The following is a 16,929-nucleotide window of genomic DNA, read 5'->3' as shown; positions in this document are numbered from 1 at the left end:
TTCATATGAGGAGATTATAAGTATAAGATGAAAAAGTTACCTGAAATTTTCTATCTAAATGATAAGGAAGTAGATATTTTGATTTCTCAGATAGGGATTTCTTCAGATGCTCAGAAAATGATTTTAAGAATTATTTTGGAATATAAGAATAACGTTATAGATTATGCTAATTTTATTGAGGATTATTCTGTTAAAGTTCGTGCTCTTAAAGGTGAGTTAGATTTTTTGTTTCGCAAGCTTTATGAGGTTAAGAGGGGAATTATTGTTAACCAAGCAACGTCAAATGGAGAATTATCACCTTATAAGATAATCATAACAGATGAAAATAGCTATGATTTTTATTATTATGCTATTGAGGATCTGTTTTTAAAACATTATGTAGGAATAGAACTTTTTAGTACTTTACTTACTATTAAGAATATAGATAAAAATTTTTTAGCTTTTGAAAAAGAGTTTATCACTCTTTCAAATTCAGATGTTAATCTTAAATATTTTCAAGAGAATTCTTCTTTAAAGAAGATATTTGTGCTGGATTCTTTAATAATTCCTTCAGGTCAAGCTTTATACTTTGTCGAATTTATGAAGAGAATTTTATTCAAAATTGCTTCTAACAGAATAGTTAAGGATGTTTTTATGAGAGCTAAGAATTTGAAACTTAGTGAGTATGATCGAATTTTAGATGAGAGTATCAATGGTATTGGAGTTGCTTATAATCTTCTTTTAGGTATTTTAGAAAATAAGGATGAGATTTTAAATAAGAAAGGTGTTAATATTTCTAAACATTACTTTACTTTTTTAGATATGTTGAATATTTATATTACTAATGAAAAAAATTTAGAAGAACTTAAAAATTTAGAAAGTATTAAGATTGATGAAACTTTAAAAGCAATTGAAAAAACAATAGAGTTTAAGCCAGGATTTATTAATATAGAGGAATTTAAGGTTATTCTTCAAGAGCATGCTGAAGGGTTATCTGATCCTAGGAATTTTTTAAAGGTAGCTAATGAATACTTTTTTGAGTCTAGTATCAAGGGTTCGTTGCCCAAAATATTTAGCATTAAGCGTGGCATGTATTTATATAAGCCATGTGCTTATTCTATGTTTTTAAAGGAATATGATCAGATTTTAGTTGATGTTAGGGATAAATTGAGGAATGAGTTCACAAAGATGTTTGTTAACAGGAAAAATTCTTCTGATGTTCTCATAGAAGAAGGTCTTGAAAAAATGTTAAGTGAATTCGTAACTAATTATGATATAAGTAATTATTGTTTAAAAAATAAGGTTGCGTTGCTTGATTTTATTATTTCGCATTATAGACGAGTTTCTAAAACACAAAATATTCAAACTCATCTTAAGGATATAATAAAAACAGAAGCTGCTAAATATTTTAAAAATAGTAATACATTTTTACAGCTTTATAAGATTTATAAAGTTGATTTGCCTAATCTTTTAGATTCTGCTTATAGAGATCTGCCTTTGTTAAAGAGGGTTTTGTTATTCTTAACGGGGAAACATCAAAGTTATAAGGAGGCTTTATCCAGATTGAATTCTAAGGTTGTAGCTAAAAGTCATATTGGACTTTTTGATCCAGGTGAGAGAGTGAAAAGACAGCTAGATAAAAGACGAAGACGGAGGGAAGATATGAAGGATCAAATTAGGAATTCCTATGTTAAAAAAAGCAATGGAACTCCTAAGAAACAACCCTTAAACCGCACCTATACTAAAAGTGAGCAAGATGAAGCTTGGTTAAAATTTGAAGATAAGTTGAATAAAAAATAAATTTTAAAATAAATCTTTAGGTCTTCTTGCTGTATTTTTTGATGTTTGACATTCAGCATAGTGTTTGATTTTACCGTTTTCAAATTTAGATTTCATTATAATTTTTCCGCCCCACCTGCTTATTAACTCTTTAGATCCGATTCTTTGAGCATTTTTCGAAATTTTTGCCATCTTAGACTCCTCATTATACTGATTTATTGTATAATAAATTTATCAAAATAAGGTTTGTTGATCAAGGAATGACTATGTTTTTGGTTATGTTTTTTGTGGCTTATGCTCTTTTTGCAGAAGAAATTTACTATAGATTGGCTGGATATGATAGTAATTATAGGTTAGTTGGTAGATATGAAATAAGTAAGGAAGATGCAGAGGAGGAGTGTGGATATAAATTTACTTATGATGATGGTAAACTTGTGTTTGTTGATTATGTTGGTAAACTAGGTATTTTGATGCCTTCTATTTTTGGTGCAAATCAGATCAAAATAGAACATTTAAAAGATATAGAGAGAAGATTATTTTTAAATGGGGGTTTTGCTGTTAAGAATTCAAAAGATGTTCATATTGAACAAGTAGAATACTTTTCAAATGGAAGGCCTAAAAATATTTTTAATTATAATAAATCTAATGAGATTATAAGAGATAAGTATGGAGTTGCTTATTATCATTTTATTTACCATGATAATGGTAGTTTTGATGTTTATAGGTTTAGTGAAGTTGGTTTGCAGATTAAGGATTTAAATGATGTTTGTTATACTAAGGTTATTTATGATGATTATGATCGGACAAAAACGGTTTTATATTACGATGATAGAAACTATCATATAAAGGCTAAAAATGGAATATATGGTTTTCGGCTAACTTATGATAGTAAACATAATGTTGTAAAGGAAGAGTATTTAGATTCTGTTTCTGCTTTGTATACAAATCCTTTTTCTGTGGCAAGTAAGACATATCGTTATGATTTTAATGGCAAGCTCATTGAAGTTTTGAATTATGATATCAAAAATAATTTAACTCCTGATGAGAATAATGTATCAATATATAGATATGAGTATAATTTAAAAGAAAAGGATTGTTTTTATAAGGAGTATAATTATGATGCTAACAATAATTTAACTGTTAGTCAGAATGGTTATGCCATGAAGAAAACTATTTTTTATATACAAAATAATGAAAAAAGGGTAATAAACTACAGTAACATAATAAATAAAAATTATAATAGTGATGTTCCTGCTAGTTATGAGGAAAAATATGAAATAATGGATGACTTTAAGGGTATTGCGGTTTATAGTTATAAATATGATAATAAATTTTATTTAATTGAGAATCTTTTCTTTGATAAAAATTTTAATTTAATTAGTGATTCTAATGGAGTAATGATTTATAAGTATGCTTATAATGAAGATGGGCTACTTGAATATCAAGAGCATTATGGAGGTTTTGATAATCCTATAGCTGATGCTGAGGGTGTTTTTAGATATAAATTTGCATATGATGTTAATGGTAATGTGATTTTAAAGAGTAATTATTCTAATAATGGGATTTTGGTTGCAGATCGGAATGCTGTTTTTGAGTATGCTTATGAGTATGATAAGCAAAATAGACTTATTAGTCAGAAAAATTTTGGTAATCTAGGCCAGTTACAAGATGATATTCATGGTGTTAGTGTATATAGGTATGAGTATAATAAATTTGGTAAAATTTCGAAAAAAACGAATCATGGTCCAGATTTAAGGTTAAGAGATGATATTGGGGGTATATCGGTTTATAGATGGATTTATGATAGTAAGGGAGATTTAGTTGATTTTCAAAAGTTTAATTCTTTAGGGAACTTAATATAAATATTTTCTCTTTGCATGTTTTCCAATAGAACAAAGTATTTCATATTTGCTTATTCCAGATTCCTTGCTAAGTATATCTAAGCTTAATCTTTCGGAGATGATTTCTACTTTTTCCCCTATGTTGATTTTTAAATCTTTGGGTATTTCTATAATTGAAATATTCATACATATTTTTCCTCTAATAAAGCATTTTTTATCTCTTATTAGGCAATAAAAGTTGTTAGATGTGTTTTGTGGAATTCCGTCGAAGTAGCCAACTGGTATAAGTCCTATTTGCATATCTTCTGTTGCTGTGAAGAGACCAGAATATGATATTTGTTCTCCCTTTTTTATATTTTTAAGAAATACGATTTTTGAGTATAAGCTTAGTACTGGTTTAAGTTGTAAATTGTTATTTGGGCTGTTTGAATGTGTATGATATCCATATAGAATTAGACCTGGTCTTACCATATTAAATTTTGAGTTTATTGTGTAGTTTGCTATGTGTTCTGAATTGGAAGCATGTATGAACTTTGGATTTATTTTATTGGCCTTAAGTTCATTTATGAAATAGACAAATTTTTCGAGTTGTGCTTGAGTAATTTTTGTATTTTCTGTTGTTGGTAAGTGTGTGCAAACTCCTTCAAATTCTACTAATTTTGAATTTTGAATTTTAATTGCTAGATTAAGTGCATTTTCTATTTTGATTCCATATCTATTCATGCCAACATCAACTTTTAGATGAACCTTGATTCTTTTATTTTGTTTATTACATTCTTGTTCTATGAGTGATAAATACTGAAAATCGGCAATAAAGGGTGTAATATTGAATTTGACTAAATTTTTTATTGTACTTTTATCTGTGTTAATGTAGAGTAATATGGATGTGCTTTTATCTATTTTTTTAAGCTTTAAAGCATCATCTATGTCAAAAAGACCAAAATAATTTATTCCTTTTTCTTTTAAGAATTTAAATGTTGGAATAAGTCCATGTCCATAGGCATCAGCTTTTAGGGTAGCTACTAATTCTCTTTTTTGAATATGGTTTTTAATTGAGGTTATATTATCCTCTAAGTTTTTGAGGTTTATTATTATTTTTTTATATTTAGCCATTTTGTTTATTATAGTACATTATACATTGATAGGATTTTAACAAGATTTTAGTATTTTACTTAAATTGTCCTTTTTTTGTTTCATGATATTAATTTTTATATTATTATCTTATTGTTTGAAATTGTAATTGCATACCGTGAGCTAGATTTTACAGAAGGGGTACTTTTGGCGCAAGGAAATGCATTATTCCAATAATTAATGCTAAAATTCCTATTAATTTTTTGTTGCTTTCAATGAAAGATGTAAATTTGCCATATTCTTTATTATTTTGAAGGTTTATGGGCACTTTTTGACTTAAGGATAGGATAAAACCAATAAGAAATAGACTGATGGCAGGAAGTAAATTCCCAACTATTGGTAAATCATAAGGTATTATTATTTCAAAGATGCTAATTATTAAGAATATTGTTCCGAAAATACTTCTTACGTTTTTGTTATGATTAATTAGATTTACAAATTCTTCAAAGATGATTAAGCATTTAAATTTTCCTTCCAAAATTGGAAATGCTAATATGAGCCCCCCTAAAATATTGAGTAAAACAGATATAAAATATATTTGTAACATCTCTTATCCTCCAAGATCTAATCTTTTACTAAAATATGACTTATTGACTTTCTGATTTATTAGTATTATATTGAGCAAACTTTCATTCCTGTATGCAACATTAGTATATAATGTATAGTTAATCTTGTCTATGTAAATCATATCATTTTCGATAAGTTTATTATCTTATTATATAAATATACGTCTATATTGGCTTTTCTTAGTTCTTTTATGTTGCAACCTTTATATTGATTTTGTTATGTGGGTTTTCATTCTTTATTTTGTGTTTTATTGTGATGATAGTTTTGTATCTGCTTTCCAATTTTTGTAATTTGGGAATTAATACAATTTTGATAATGATTAGCATGATGATAAAAATTATTCCAAGAATTAGATTTTTTTTAATAGTTGTCTATGTCTATTGTGTATTTTGCGATGCTTATTTTTCATAGATGTTAATTTTTAGATATCTCATAGTTTAAGTAAAGCATTTAAATTCCACCAATAAACGCTGACTCCACTTTTTTCTCCATAAAGTATGCTAAGTATTCCATCCTTAGATAGGCTTTCAGCTAGAAATTTGAGATTTGGTGGTTCAATTAATATCATTTGTTCTTTTATCTTGCCATTGTTGTCCAGCTTCCATATTAAGGTGTTAGTCAAGTTTTTCATGTTAGTAGATGCAATTATTTTGTCTTTTTGAACTCCAATGATATTAATGAAACTTTCTTGTTGATCATCTAATAGGTTTTGAGGCAATGTAATTTTATTTTTTATTTCGAATTCTTTGTTTTTATTTAATTGAATTGTATAGAAATATTGGTTTTTGATCCTTACTCCGAGATCGTTAATATTTTCATTGGTTTTAATATTTTCGTAGTGGGTTGTTTTTACATAAATAATTTTCTTGTTTACTTCAAAAAATACTTTATCTATTGATATGTTACATTTTTTTCTTTCTTCTTCCGGTATTTGTAGTATGTTTGTATTGACATAAATCTTGTAAAGGGGTGATAGATCTTTGTCATAAGAGTATATTATATATCCTTCATGATATATGGTTATTATTGCCATATTATTTCCGTCATCAATATTGATATCGTAAACCTGTGGGAATGGTATTCCATTTCGTCCTTCTTGTCCCAATACTTCTATAGATGAGTCTTTATTTAAAATAAATATTTGTGTAGAATATGCTATATTTTCTTTCTCATCAAATTTAGACTTTTTATTACTTATTTTGTCTGATACTACAATAAAGTCTTTTGATGGATAAATTGCCTGAATATTTTCAAAATCTACTTTTTTGATTTTAAGGTCAGCGTTTGTTTTGAATATTCCGTTTTGGTAAGTTTGGATTAGTTTTCCGTATGAGTTAAAAATCATGAGCTTATTTGCTTTTGTCTCTACTATGTATACAAGTCCGTTGTATGTTTTAATATCAAAGCTTGAATTAGTAAATTTGTTTGCAAGTGGTGTTATTTCTTCGGGTAGTGTTCCAAATGGTATTTTGAATTGTTGTTCTCCAAGTTCGTTTAAAGTTTTGCTGTTACATGATATAATTACAAAAAATAGACTTAAGTAAATTTTATAGCACTTTTTCATGTTTTAGATGTTATTATTTTAAATGAGAGAAAGTCAATTATTTTAGGAGAATTTGCACCTGATATGTTAAAAGCGATATTTGAAGCAACTATTGGTTCAAAGAGTAAGAGAGATCTGAAGGGTTATCTTCCCATCTTGCGGAATATTAACAAGCTTGAGTCTTGGGCCTTGTCTTTGTCGGATGAAGATTTTATTAGTGAAACAGAAAAGTTTAGAGATGAACTTAAGAGAGGTAAAACTTTAGAGGATATTTTAGAGAGAGCATTTGCGCTTTCGCGAGAAGCTGCTAGAAGGCGACTTAAAGAGAGGCCTTATGATGTTCAGCTTGTTGCTGGACTTGCGCTTCATCAGGGCAAAATAATAGAAATGAAGACTGGGGAGGGTAAAACCTTGTCTTCAGTGCAGGCTGCTTACCTTAATAGTTTGACAGGTAATGGTGTTATTGTTGTAACTGTTAATGATTATCTTGCAGAGCGTGATTCAAAGTGGATGAAACCAGTTTTTGAGCTTTTGGGTATTAGTGTTGGTGTTGTACTATCAAATATGGATTCTTCTAAGAGGAAGGTAGAATACAGCAAGGATATTACTTATGTTACAAATAATGAACTTGGATTTGATTATTTAAGAGATAATATGTGTGTTGATTTATCTCAAAAGTCTTTAAGGAATTTCAATTATTGTATTATCGATGAAATTGATTCTATTTTGATTGATGAAGCTCGAACTCCTTTAATTATTTCAGGTTCTGCTGAGGGAGATACTAGTGCTTATCTTGAAGTTAATTCTCTTGTTTCGCTCTTAAAGGAATGTTCTAAGGATCCAAAGACTGGAGATTATCCTTTAGAGGTTGATGAGCTTGATGGAGATTATACAATTGATGAGAAGGGTAAGAGAGTATCTTTTACAGTAAGTGGTTTAAATAATCTTGAGCAAATTTTGACTTCAAGAGGCATAATTAAGGGCTCTATGTATGTTGGTTCTAATTTTAATTACGTTCATTATATGACTCAAGCATTAAAAGCCCATTTGCTTTTCTTAAAGGATAGAGAATATATTGTTGGTGATTCTGGTGTTGAAATTGTTGATGAGTTTACAGGTCGTATTTTAAAGGGACGTAGATATTCTGATGGATTGCATCAAGCTATTGAGGCTAAGGAAGGTGTAAAGATTGCAAGTGAGAATAAAACTATGGCAACCATTACATTTCAAAATTTATTTAGAATGTTTAATAAGATTTCGGGCATGACTGGTACAGCTGATACAGAGGCGAAAGAATTCCATAGGATATATAATCTTGATGTTATAGTCGTTCCAACTAATAAGTTGGTAGCAAGGGTAGATGAAGATGATATTATTTACTATACTGAAGAGTTTAAATTTAAAGCAATTACTGATGAGGTCTATGAGGCTTATAAGAGAGGACAACCTGTTCTTGTTGGAACTGTTTCTATTGAGAAGTCTGAAATTTTGTCAGACATGTTTAGAAGTAAAGGTATTAAACATGAAGTTCTTAATGCAAAAAATCATTTTCGTGAAGCGTTAATTATTGCTGAGGCGGGAGCAAAATATTCTGTTACAATTGCAACAAATATGGCTGGACGTGGTACTGACATTAAGCTTGGGGGTAATCTTGAGCATCGGGTTCGTAAAAAGTTCGGAACAAGTATGAGTCTTGAAGAGTTTCAGGGAGCTATGCAGAGTGAACGAGAACAGTATTTGAAAGATTATGAAGAGGTGAAAGCTCTTGGTGGGCTTTATGTTATTGGTAGTGAGCGTCATGAGTCAAGAAGAATAGATAATCAGCTTAGAGGACGAGGAGGAAGACAGGGGGATCCTGGCCGATCGCGATTTTATGTGTCGCTTGAAGATGATTTGATGAGACTTTTTGCAGGCGATAACTTGAGAGCTTTGATGGGCAGACTTGGGATGGCAACAGGTGAGCCTATTACGCATTCTTTATTAACGAAATCTTTGGTTAATGCACAAAAGCGAGTGGAGGATAGAAATTTTGAGATTAGAAAACATCTTTTAGAGTATGATGATGTTATAACAAAGCATAGGGAGTTTATTTATTCTCAAAGGGATTCAATTCTTGTTGATGAAAATATTAAGGATCGTATTCTTCTTTCTTTAAGAGAATATCTTGATTTTTTATTTGATCAAGTTAAGGGAGAAGTAATTACGATCTCTGTTCTAAATGAAATAAACTCAATTTTTGCTTATATGATGGAGGATGTTGGCTCTGTTGAAACCATGAGTATTTTGGATTTGAAAAATAAGTTAGTGGAAGTTGCAAAGGCTAATTTGGATAAAAAGGAAGAATTGATTGGATCTGAACTTTTAAATGAATTTTTGAGACATGAGTATTTAAAGAATATTGATTCTAAGTTTCAAGATCATCTTGCAAATCTTGATTCTTTAAGAGAATCAGTTTATCTGAGATCTTATGCTAATAAAAATCCAATTACTGAATATAAAGAAGAAGGTTTTGCAATTTTTAGTGATCTTGTTAAAGATATTAAGGTTGAAACTTTAAGGCGAACTTTACAGATGAAAGTTGATATTGATTCTAGTGGTTATAAAAATAAAAAACTTAAAAATATTCATGCTACTCACAAAAAATTTTCAAGTATTGTTGCTGGAGAGAGGGATAATACATCAGGGGTTCAAATAATTCGAAGTGCTCCTAAAATTGGGAGGAATACACCTTGTTATTGTAGCAGTGGTAAAAAATATAAAAATTGTCATGGAAGAAATTAAAAAGGAGGATTTTGTGTTTAAGTTACCAGAACTTGGTTATGCTTATGATTCTTTGGAGCCGTATATTGATGCTAAGACAATGGAGATTCACCATAGTAAACATCATAATGCATATACCGTAAATTTAAATTCCGTTCTTGAGAAGACAGAAATAAATTATTCTCAAGATATTGAAAGTATATTAAAAAATATTCAGCGATTTCCTAAAGAATTTCAGCCAGCTATCAAGAATAATGCTGGTGGATATTCTAATCATAATTTGTATTTTAGGACTTTAAAACCTGGAAATAGGAAGAATATTTTAGGAAATTTTGAAGAACATGTTAATGCTACTTTTGGCGGTCTTGATAATCTTAAGATCGTTTTAAAAGATTCAGCTATGAGTATCTTTGGAAGTGGTTGGGCTTGGCTAGTTATTTATGCAAATAAAGAATTGCAAGTAATATCAAGATCAAATCAGGATAGTCCTTTAATGGAAGGCTATAAACCTATTTTGGGTATTGATGTTTGGGAGCACGCTTATTATCTTAAGTATCAAAATAAAAGAGGTGAGTATATTGATGCATTCTTTAAGGTTTTAAATTGGGAAGAGGTTTCAAGGGTATATAATGAAATCGTAGGATAGTGTTTTTAAGCGTTTCATAAACTAAGCTTAAAGATATTGATTTCTTGTGCTTAGTTTATGTTGTATTTACTCTTTTAAAAAATATATTTATATGTCATTATTGAAGTTATCTTTTTCAATATCGTTAAAATACTTTACTGTTCCAACTTTTAGTTCATGTGTTGCAGCTTCATCTGATACTATAATTGCACTTTTATGTAATTGTAGAGCGCTAATTGTCCACATATGATTTATTCCTTTTTCAATAGCATGTTTTAATGCTCTTGCCTTACTATGTCCATTTACTATGATCATTACTTCTTTAGAGTCCATGATTGTTCCTACTCCTACTGTTAATGCGCTTTTGGGAACTTTATTAATGTCATTTTCAAAAAACCTTGAATTTGCGATGATTGTATCTTTAGTTAAGGTCTTAATTCTTGTCCTTGATTGTAGTGATGATCCAGGTTCGTTAAAGGCAATGTGACCATCAGGTCCAATACCTCCCACAAAAAGCATAATTCCGCCGTAAGATTTAATTTTTTTTTCATATTCTTCACATTCATTTATAAGGTTAGCAGCATTACCATTTAATATATTCACATTTTCTTTTTTGATGTTTATATGTGAAAAAAAATTGCTCCACATAAATGAGTGATAGCTTTCAGGGTGATTTTTAGCTAGTCCTATATATTCATCCATGTTAAATGTGATTACATTTTCAAATGAAATTTTTCCAAGCTTATTTAGTTCAATTAAATTTTTATACATACCAATTGGTGAACTACCTGTTGGAAGTCCTAGAATGAATGGGTTTTCTTTTGTAGGTAAAAATTCTTTTATTCTCATAGCTACATGATTAGCAGCCCATTTTGAAATTTCATTATAATTAGGTCTAATGATTAGTCTCATTGATTTCTCCTTATCTATTGTATACGAATAAGATCAAAGTTTATTGAAAATTATTTTTGATTCTATCATTGTTAGTTTTAAGTTCAAGTCCTTGTCAATGACATTTATGTTTGCGTCATATCCATGACATATTAATCCTTTTTTTTCAAGATTAATTATCCTTACTGGGTTATATGAGCTTACTTGAATAGCATCGCTTAAGCTATATCCAAATTCTACTAGATTTTTAATGCCTTGTATCATTGTGAGAGCTGAGCCTGCTATTGTGTCGTTTTCTACAAGATGAAATAATCCGTCATTTTTAAGATATACTTCTTCTCCATTAGCTATTAATTTTCCAGATGGTTGTAGTGTTGGAGTTAATCCATCAGTTACAAGTACTAATTTGCTTATGTCTTTAAGCTTTCTAAGCATTAAAACGAGTTTTGGATGAACATGATATCCATCGGCAATAAATTCGCAAGATACATCTCCATGAATTAAAACCGATCCTATTGCATTTGGATTTCTGTGATCGAGTTTTGACATTGCATTGAAAAAGTGAGTTGTGTGGAGTATGCCTACTTGGAAACCCTCAATCATATTCTCATATTTTGCATTGGTATGTCCTGCTTGAAGTGTGATATTATTTTCCATACAAAACATTGCAAGTTCTCTCATTCCTTTAAGTTCAGGTGCAACTGTCATTGTTGCGATGTTGGTTCTTTTTTTCCCAAAAGAATCTGTAAAAGTACCCCCTGCGGCGTCTATGAATTTTTTCATGATCTCAATATTTGGTTTTTGGAGATAGGAGATAGGATGAACACCTTTTTTTTCGGGAGAGAAAAAGGGACCTTCAAGATGAAGTCCTAAAATTTTTGCGCCCTTTTCTTTGCCTATTGCTTCAGTGCATGCTTTAATTGTTGCAATCATTTCTTCAATTGGACGTGGGTAAAGTGTTGGTAAAAATCCTACCACCCCATATTCTGCTAAGTGTTGTGACATTTTAAGTATTGAATTTGTTGAGCATTGATCAGTTCCATATCCGTAAAATCCATGTATGTGATTATCATAAAGACCAGGTGTGATATAGTTGTTCTTAACATCAATCATCTCATAGTTTTGTAGATTGATTTTTTCAAGTCTATTGGCTGTTACGATATCAAAAATTTTGCTGTCTTTGATAAGGACAGCAGAATTGTCTATTTTGTCATTTCCTGTCAGCACAGATTTTGCATTGAATAAACAAAAATTTGGCATATTTACTCTCCTATAAACTTAAATTCTACTATAAGCAAATGTGTTTTTTAAAGATGATTATTTTTTATGTGTCCTTTAGCAGTGTGTTTGTTGTTAATTTTTAAAATAGGATATAATTTTGCGTGTAATAATTATATATTTTTATGTTAAACTTTCTAATCAAGAGGTGTTGTAATGTCTTCGGGATTTTTTGTTCCAGGTGTGGATAGTAAATATAATACTAAAGAAATTCGTGAGACTATGCTTAAGTCTGACAAGGCTAAAATAGATTCATCTGTGAAGAAGCTTGAAAGCCTGGAGCAAGAGAAACGAGCGTGGCAAATTATCAATAAAAAAATATCTACTCTAAATTCACTTGCAAGGCAAATTACATCTCTTAATAGTCCTTTTCATTATATGTCAGGTAATTCTAGTAATGAAGATGTTCTCTCCGTATCTGCTCGTTATGGATCTAAAAATGAAACTTATAAAATTGATGTGAGTCAGATAGCAGGTTCTGATGTTTTTTTATCTGCGAATTTTAAACAGAAGGAAATTAGTATTCCTGCAGGGGACTATACATTTTTAGTCGGTAATAAAGAAATTAAGGTTAAAAATAATGGAGATATTGAGTCTCTTGTAAAGGATATTAATAATCGGGGCAAAGGTTTTTTGTCTGCTAAGATTATCAAGAGTGATAGTGCTGGAAATAGTAGATTGATTTTACGTTCTTTAAAGGAAGGTGAGGATAATAAACTTATTATGAAAGATGAGGCTTTAAATTTTGCTAAACAGATAGGTATTTTAAGTGAGCTGACAACAAATTTTAGTCCGAATTTAACAGAAATTATTAATAGTCAGCAAAGTAGTAGTAATAGGATTTTTCTTGACGATGATAGTGTTGTGTTAGAGCCTCTTTCAGAGATTGCAATAGGTATTCCAGAGGATATTAAGATTAGTAGTGAAAGTAAGATCAAATTTGAAATTAAGTATTATGATACAAATGATAAGAGTATTTTAAATGAAATTGTTTTTAATCCTGGTGGGGCCACGTTTGAAGATGCTAAGGTTGAAGGTGAGGATAGCATCATTAATCTTGGATCTGATCACAAGTCTTCTTTGAAAGAAAAGAATTATATTCAGATGAGTGTAGTTAAAATTCACAGTAGTACGAAGTCCTTGGAGTTGCCTCCAATAAATGTTTCAAGTGATTTTGAGAAAGTTGAAGTTGAAATTGGTTCACTTTTGGATTTAAAAGAGATTAATATTGAAAATAAAGTGAATAATAAGGTTTGTATGATTCGCAATATTGAGATTTTTGATCCAAGGAATAGAGATGGTTATTTGCCAATAAATGCTAAGAGCTTTGCAGAAAATGCAAAGTTAAAATTTGATGGAGTTGATGTCAATCGTGATTCAAATACTATTAATGATTTAATTCCTAATGTCACGTTGAATTTAAAACAATCATCAGATGATACTCTTGTTGTTAGAGTTGAGCCTGATTATGAAGGTATTAAGAAATTTCTATTAGATTTTTTAGTAGCTTATAATGAGGTTCTTGCTGAGATTAATATTGTAAGTTCAAATGAGAGTAATTCAGAAGGTCAAAAATCAGATGTGTTGGAAGAGTGGTCTTATTTGAGTGAGGAAGAAAAGAGCGAAGCTTACAAAAATTTAGGAATCCTTAGAGCTGAGTTTGCATTAAAAAATCTTAAATCAAGATTAGAATCAATCATGTTTAATGCTTATAGGACTAATGATCCTAATTTTTCAATTATTAATCAAATGGGTGTATTTACTAATTCTATATCTTCATCAGGGGGACTTTCTCGTTATTTGAAACTTGATGATAAGAAGTTTAATGAAATAATACAAAGTAATATTAATTCGGTTAAAGAGCTTTTTGCAATTGATTTTAATGATGACCGAATTTATGATGATGGGATTGCTAAGATGCTTGGCGAATATCTGTCTCCTTTAGTAAGTTCTGGAGGTTTTATTTATAATAAGATAAGGAGTTATGATCTTAAAATTCCCAATCAAAAAAATGTGGTTGAGGATTATAAAAAGAAGTATGAAGAAAGGGAAAAAAAGATTGAAGGGGAGCTTAACACTTTGGATTTCACTGTAAAGAAAATGAAAGAACAAGAAGAAATCCTTAAATCTTTAAATCTGCATAGACAGAATAGATAGCAACTTTAATTAAAGTTATAGTATTTATTTTTTTCTTGTTTTTGTGATATCCTTTTAAAGAGACAAATGGATTTGTCAAAAACATCAAAAATTATATTAACTTATCACGGAGGAAATGATATATGATCATAAATCATAATACGTCAGCTATTAATGCTTCAAGAAATAATGGCATTAATGCTACTAATCTTAGCAAAACTCAAGAGAAACTTTCTAGTGGATATAGAATTAATCGTGCATCTGATGATGCTGCTGGTATGGGTGTTGCTGGAAAGATTAATGCTCAAATTAGAGGATTATCTCAAGCTTCTAGAAATACTTCAAAAGCTATAAATTTCATTCAAACAACAGAAGGAAATTTAAATGAGGTAGAGAAAGTATTAGTAAGAATGAAAGAACTTGCTGTTCAATCTGGTAATGGTACGTATTCAGATGCAGATAGAGGTTCCATTCAAATTGAAATTGAGCAACTTACAGATGAAATTAACAGAATTGCTGATCAAGCTCAATATAATCAAATGCATATGTTGTCTAACAAGTCAGCTGCTCAAAATGTAAGAACAGCTGAAGAGCTTGGAATGCAGCCTGCAAAAATTAATACACCAGCATCACTATCTGGATCACAAGCTTCATGGACATTAAGAGTACATGTGGGTGCAAATCAGGATGAAGCAATTGCTGTTAATATTTATGCAGCTAATGTTGCAAATCTTTTTGCAGGTGAAGGTGCTCAGGCTGCTCCAGCTCAAGAGGGAGCACAACAAGAGGGAGTGCAAGCAACTCCAGCTCCAGTAGCTGCTCCAGCTCCAGGTGGGGTTAATTCTCCAATTAATGTTATAACTGCTGTTGATGCTAATATGTCACTTGCAAAGATAGAAGATGCTATTAGAATGGTAAGTGATCAAAGAGCAAACCTTGGTGCTTTCCAAAATAGGCTTGAATCTATTAAGGATAGCACAGAATATGCTATTGAAAACTTAAAAGCATCTTATGCTCAAATTAAAGATGCAACAATGACAGATGAAATTGTAGCATCTACAACTAACAGTATTTTAACACAATCCGCAATGGCTATGATTGCACAGGCAAATCAAGTGCCTCAATATGTATTGTCATTGCTTAGATAGGTGTGATTTTTCAATAAGGGTCTCTTAATGGACCCTTATTTTTGTTTGTGTCAATCAAAATTCTGATATTTTAGTATAGTTAATAGTGGTTTATATAGAATTATAATGTTTTCATGGTAGGAGTTCACTTTGTATAAGGCTAGTGTTAGAGTCAGGAACCTTTATAAAACATTTTCTTATAATAAAAATAAAAGACAAATAGTTAAGGCCATAAAGAGTTATGAAAGTGGTAAAGATAGAGCTGATATTTACAAAGAATTTTCTGTTTTTATTGCAAATGCAAATATTAATCTTGATGTTTATGAGAATGAAATTTTAGTTATTATGGGTATGTCAGGATGTGGTAAATCTACTTTTGTTAGATGTTTGAATGGTATACACAAGATAGATTCTGGATCTATCTTGGTGGATAATATTGAAATGAATGATATTAATCAAAAGGATCTTTCTGCTCTTAGAAAAGATAAATTTGCCATGGTTTTTCAGAATTTTGGACTTTTTCCACATATGAATGTTTTAAGGAATGTGACTTATGGACTTGAAGTTAAGAATGTACCTAAAAAAATTAGGATACGAAGAGCCTTTGATATTTTAAAGCTGGTGGGTCTTGAAGATTATAAATATAAGTATATCAATGAGCTTTCAGGTGGAATGAAACAAAGAGTGGGCATAGCACGAGCTTTAGTGGTTAACCCTGATATACTTTTGATGGATGAAGCTTTTTCAGCTCTTGATCCTTTGATTAGAGGGGAAATGCAAAGTGAGCTTTTAAAGTTGGTGGATAAGTTAAAAAAGACAGTTGTGTTTATTACTCATGATTTAATTGAAGCTTTCAAGTTAGGTAATAGAATTGCTTTTATGAAAGATGGAGAGATTGTTCAGGTAGGTAGGCCCTTAGAAATATTAAGGGAGCCTAGAACAGATTTTATAGCTAATTTTATTAAGAATCTTCCTGTTTTAAATATTTTAAAAATTAAGGATATTATTAAAATGGATTTTACTCTTAGTGGGAATGCTAATAAGTTTAATGTTATTATTGAAAAAGAGAATGATAATTTTAATCTGTATAATATGTCTGTCAATAAAAAGTATAGTAATATTGTTTCTTTGAATTTAGGTTTAGATGATGAGATCAAAAGTGTTGTTCAGTATTTGAATAAATTAGATTATTTAATTGTAAAAGAAGAGCAAGGTAGTATTATTGGATATATTGATTTAGGAGAGCTTGCTAGTTTATTAGCAAGATAGTGG

Annotated in this window: 13 protein-coding genes; 7 read left to right on the top strand and 6 right to left on the bottom strand. The window is 29.9% G+C overall.

Annotated features, from left to right (window positions below):
• Positions 1-27 precede the first annotated feature (27 nt).
• Positions 28-1,779: a hypothetical protein gene (locus N187_RS00775; protein ID WP_025419382.1), complete on the top strand. Its 1,752-nt coding sequence runs from the start codon at positions 28-30 to the stop codon at positions 1,777-1,779.
• A gap of 3 nt (positions 1,780-1,782) precedes the next feature.
• Here N187_RS00775 and N187_RS04935 read toward each other — a convergent pair whose 3' ends face one another.
• Positions 1,783-1,950, bottom strand: a complete 168-nt coding sequence (locus N187_RS04935; RefSeq protein WP_156922684.1) for a hypothetical protein — start codon at positions 1,948-1,950, stop codon at positions 1,783-1,785.
• Between the two features lie 74 nt (positions 1,951-2,024).
• Here N187_RS04935 and N187_RS00770 point away from each other — a divergent pair, with 74 nt between their 5' ends.
• Positions 2,025-3,620 (top strand): hypothetical protein, encoded by a 1,596-nt coding sequence (locus tag N187_RS00770; protein WP_025419381.1) that lies wholly within the window; start codon positions 2,025-2,027, stop codon positions 3,618-3,620.
• On the opposite strand, the gene alr is transcribed toward N187_RS00770, so the two are convergent.
• The 3 genes from alr to N187_RS00750 form a co-directional block, all read right to left on the bottom strand.
• On the bottom strand, positions 3,612-4,712 hold the full coding sequence (gene alr / locus N187_RS00765) for an alanine racemase (RefSeq protein ID WP_025419380.1): 1,101 nt from the start codon (positions 4,710-4,712) through the stop codon (positions 3,612-3,614). The two genes, N187_RS00770 and alr, sit on opposite strands and share 9 nt — an antisense overlap.
• 148 nt (positions 4,713-4,860) lie before the next feature.
• The gene (locus N187_RS00760; RefSeq protein WP_025419379.1) at positions 4,861-5,277 is read right to left on the bottom strand and encodes a hypothetical protein; all 417 of its coding nucleotides are present in this window, start codon (positions 5,275-5,277) and stop codon (positions 4,861-4,863) included.
• A gap of 450 nt (positions 5,278-5,727) precedes the next feature.
• Positions 5,728-6,861, bottom strand: a complete 1,134-nt coding sequence (locus N187_RS00750; protein ID WP_025419378.1) for an LIC_12708 family protein — start codon at positions 6,859-6,861, stop codon at positions 5,728-5,730.
• Positions 6,862-6,924: 63 nt separating this feature from the next.
• On the opposite strand from N187_RS00750, the gene secA reads away from it, so the two are divergent.
• Together secA and N187_RS00740 are read left to right on the top strand one after the other, a co-directional pair.
• Positions 6,925-9,621 carry a preprotein translocase subunit SecA gene (secA, locus tag N187_RS00745; RefSeq protein ID WP_025419377.1) on the top strand — a complete coding sequence of 899 codons (2,697 nt, stop codon included), beginning with the start codon at positions 6,925-6,927 and terminating at the stop codon, positions 9,619-9,621.
• 13 nt (positions 9,622-9,634) lie between these two features.
• Entirely contained in the window at positions 9,635-10,246 is a 612-nt protein-coding gene (locus tag N187_RS00740; RefSeq protein ID WP_025419376.1) for a superoxide dismutase, read from the top strand.
• A gap of 87 nt (positions 10,247-10,333) precedes the next feature.
• On the opposite strand, the gene nagB is transcribed toward N187_RS00740, so the two are convergent.
• Both nagB and nagA read right to left on the bottom strand, forming a co-directional pair.
• On the bottom strand, positions 10,334-11,137 hold the full coding sequence (nagB, locus tag N187_RS00735; protein WP_025419375.1) for a glucosamine-6-phosphate deaminase: 804 nt from the start codon (positions 11,135-11,137) through the stop codon (positions 10,334-10,336).
• Between the two features lie 33 nt (positions 11,138-11,170).
• Positions 11,171-12,376, bottom strand: coding sequence for an N-acetylglucosamine-6-phosphate deacetylase (gene nagA / locus N187_RS00730; RefSeq protein WP_025419374.1), 1,206 nt, complete (start codon positions 12,374-12,376; stop codon positions 11,171-11,173).
• A gap of 174 nt (positions 12,377-12,550) precedes the next feature.
• Between nagA and fliD the strand changes: the two genes are divergently transcribed.
• From fliD to N187_RS00715, 3 genes are all read left to right on the top strand, one after another.
• The gene (gene fliD, locus N187_RS00725; protein WP_025419373.1) at positions 12,551-14,551 is read left to right on the top strand and encodes a flagellar filament capping protein FliD; all 2,001 of its coding nucleotides are present in this window, start codon (positions 12,551-12,553) and stop codon (positions 14,549-14,551) included.
• Positions 14,552-14,673: 122 nt separating this feature from the next.
• Complete coding sequence (locus N187_RS00720; RefSeq protein WP_025419372.1) at positions 14,674-15,678, top strand: flagellin N-terminal helical domain-containing protein; 1,005 nt, start codon at positions 14,674-14,676, stop codon at positions 15,676-15,678.
• A gap of 129 nt (positions 15,679-15,807) precedes the next feature.
• Complete coding sequence (locus tag N187_RS00715; RefSeq protein ID WP_025419371.1) at positions 15,808-16,926, top strand: ATP-binding cassette domain-containing protein; 1,119 nt, start codon at positions 15,808-15,810, stop codon at positions 16,924-16,926.
• Positions 16,927-16,929 lie beyond the last annotated feature (3 nt).

Origin of the sequence: Borrelia anserina Es (assembly GCF_001936255.1) — a bacterium.
GTDB lineage: Bacteria > Spirochaetota > Spirochaetia > Borreliales > Borreliaceae > Borrelia > Borrelia anserina.
The sequence above is the reverse complement of the archived record's forward strand: the minus strand, read 5'-3'. Positions and strand labels throughout refer to the sequence as shown.

Bases quoted from the DNA above. Each gene is read 5' to 3' on its own strand.
- N187_RS00775 (WP_025419382.1), top strand. From the start codon at position 28: ATGAAAAAGTTACCTGAAATTTTCTATCTAAATGATAAGGAAGTAGAT.
- N187_RS04935 (WP_156922684.1), bottom strand. From the start codon at position 1,950: ATGGCAAAAATTTCGAAAAATGCTCAAAGAATCGGATCTAAAGAGTTA.
- N187_RS00770 (WP_025419381.1), top strand. From the start codon at position 2,025: ATGTTTTTGGTTATGTTTTTTGTGGCTTATGCTCTTTTTGCAGAAGAA.
- alr (WP_025419380.1), bottom strand. From the start codon at position 4,712: ATGGCTAAATATAAAAAAATAATAATAAACCTCAAAAACTTAGAGGAT.
- N187_RS00760 (WP_025419379.1), bottom strand. From the start codon at position 5,277: ATGTTACAAATATATTTTATATCTGTTTTACTCAATATTTTAGGGGGG.
- N187_RS00750 (WP_025419378.1), bottom strand. From the start codon at position 6,861: ATGAAAAAGTGCTATAAAATTTACTTAAGTCTATTTTTTGTAATTATA.
- secA (WP_025419377.1), top strand. From the start codon at position 6,925: ATGTTAAAAGCGATATTTGAAGCAACTATTGGTTCAAAGAGTAAGAGA.
- nagB (WP_025419375.1), bottom strand. From the start codon at position 11,137: ATGAGACTAATCATTAGACCTAATTATAATGAAATTTCAAAATGGGCT.
- nagA (WP_025419374.1), bottom strand. From the start codon at position 12,376: ATGCCAAATTTTTGTTTATTCAATGCAAAATCTGTGCTGACAGGAAAT.
- fliD (WP_025419373.1), top strand. From the start codon at position 12,551: ATGTCTTCGGGATTTTTTGTTCCAGGTGTGGATAGTAAATATAATACT.
- N187_RS00720 (WP_025419372.1), top strand. From the start codon at position 14,674: ATGATCATAAATCATAATACGTCAGCTATTAATGCTTCAAGAAATAAT.